General features: G+C 48.7%; 2 protein-coding genes. Both read right to left on the reverse strand.

Features of this window, described 5'->3' with window-relative positions:
- Window positions 1–28: 28 nt before the first annotated feature.
- Window positions 29–433, reverse strand: coding sequence for a F0F1 ATP synthase subunit epsilon (locus tag KW93_RS00590; protein WP_033541008.1), 405 nt, complete (start codon window positions 431–433; stop codon window positions 29–31).
- A 24-nt stretch (window positions 434–457) separates the two neighbouring features.
- Complete coding sequence (atpD, locus tag KW93_RS00595; protein WP_033541009.1) at window positions 458–1873, reverse strand: F0F1 ATP synthase subunit beta; 1416 nt, start codon at window positions 1871–1873, stop codon at window positions 458–460.
- Between the last annotated feature and the right edge of the window lie 81 nt (window positions 1874–1954).

Raw genomic sequence — 1954 nt, forward strand, 5'->3', positions numbered from 1 at the left:
TCGGAGCTGAACGGCCGTTGTCGCTTTTCTATAATTTACCCTCATAAACGTCGATACGATTCATCGCACGCTTCAAAGCAAGCTCAGCCCGCTTGAAGTCGACTTCATCTTTCTTCCCCTGAAGTAACCCTTCTGCGCGTTTTGCTGATTCTCTTGCACGGGCGACATCGATGTCGACCGCACGCTCAGCAGACTGTGCAAGAATTGTTACTTTTTCAGGACGAATTTCAAGGAATCCGCCGCTAACGGCAACCAATTCCGTCGAGTTGTCTTTCTTTAATCGGACTGCGCCGATTCCAAGAGGTGCTACTGTCGGGATGTGTCCGGGCATTACACCCATTTCACCGGATGCTGTAACCGCAATTACCATGGAAACATCTGAATCGTATACCGGGCCGTCGGGAGTGACAATATTGACTGTTATGGTCTTCATTTTTTTCCCTCCTGGTCCCTGATTTTAGACTTCTACGCCCATGCCTTTGGCTTTGGCGATTACATCTTCAATGCGGCCTACCAAACGGAAAGCATCTTCAGGCAGGTGATCGTATTTACCGGCAAGGATTTCCTGGAATCCTTTGATTGTTTCCTGAACCGGTACGTAAGAACCTTTTTGACCTGTAAACTGCTCTGCCACGTGGAAGTTTTGGGATAGGAAGTTTTGAACGCGGCGCGCACGGTTAACCGTAAGCTTGTCCTCGTCACTCAACTCGTCCATACCAAGGATTGCAATGATATCCTGAAGTTCGCGGTAACGCTGAAGTGTTTCCTGAACCTGACGGGAAACTGCGTAATGCTCTTCTCCAACGATTTCAGGCGACAATGCGCGTGAAGTCGAAGCAAGCGGATCCACCGCAGGGTAGATACCCATTTCAGAAAGTTTACGCTCGAGGTTGGTTGTTGCATCCAAGTGGGCGAAAGTTGTAGCCGGAGCCGGATCCGTATAGTCATCGGCCGGTACATAGATCGCTTGAATTGAAGTAACAGAACCAGTGCTTGTTGTCGTAATACGTTCCTGTAATTGACCCATTTCCGTAGCAAGTGTCGGCTGGTAACCAACGGCTGATGGCATACGGCCAAGAAGTGCCGATACCTCAGATCCTGCCTGCGTGAAACGGAAGATATTATCGATGAACAATAGTACGTCCGCGCCTTGTTCGTCACGGAAATATTCAGCCATTGTCAAACCGGATAAAGCAACACGCATACGTGCGCCAGGCGGCTCGTTCATCTGGCCGAAGACCATTGCTGTTTTCTTGATAACGCCGGAATCGCTCATCTCGTGGAATAAGTCGTTTCCTTCACGTGTACGCTCACCAACACCGGCGAATACTGAAAGACCGCCGTGCTCTTGAGCGATGTTGTTGATCAATTCCTGGATAAGAACTGTTTTACCTACACCAGCACCACCGAAGAGACCGATTTTACCACCTTTGATGTAAGGGGCAAGCAAGTCAACAACTTTGATGCCTGTTTCAAGAATTTGAACTTCTGTGGAAAGATGTTCAAATGTCGGTGCTGAACGGTGAATCGGGTCGCGGCGTTCTGTTGCCGGGATTTCTTCACCCAAGTCAATTACTTCGCCCAGTACGTTAAATACCCGGCCTAGTGTTACATCTCCAACTGGAACAGTAATTGCGCTGCCCAAATCGGTTACGACCGAACCTCGCTGCAATCCATCAGTGGATTCCATCGCGATTGTGCGAACTGAGTCGTCGCCTAGGTGCAATGCTACTTCAAGAGTCAAAGTAACCTGTGCCTGACCGGGACGATCAATATTTACAGTTAGGGCGTTGTAGATTTCTGGAAGATGGCCATCAGCAAACTTAACGTCTACAACCGGACCCATAACTTGAAGAACGTGTCCTGTGTTCATGCAATTCCCTCCTGTCTTACTTTTTATAATCATAGAGCTGAAGCTCAGACGGCCTTAACAGCCGCCTTCGCTTTTCTTATT

The sequence above is a fragment of the Planococcus sp. CAU13 genome (assembly GCF_000775575.1).
GTDB lineage: Bacteria > Bacillota > Bacilli > Bacillales_A > Planococcaceae > Planococcus.

Excerpts from the sequence above, each read along its gene's own strand:
- KW93_RS00590 (WP_033541008.1), bottom strand. The coding sequence starts at position 433 with ATGAAGACCATAACAGTCAATATTGTCACTCCCGACGGCCCGGTATAC.
- atpD (WP_033541009.1), bottom strand. The coding sequence starts at position 1,873 with ATGAACACAGGACACGTTCTTCAAGTTATGGGTCCGGTTGTAGACGTT.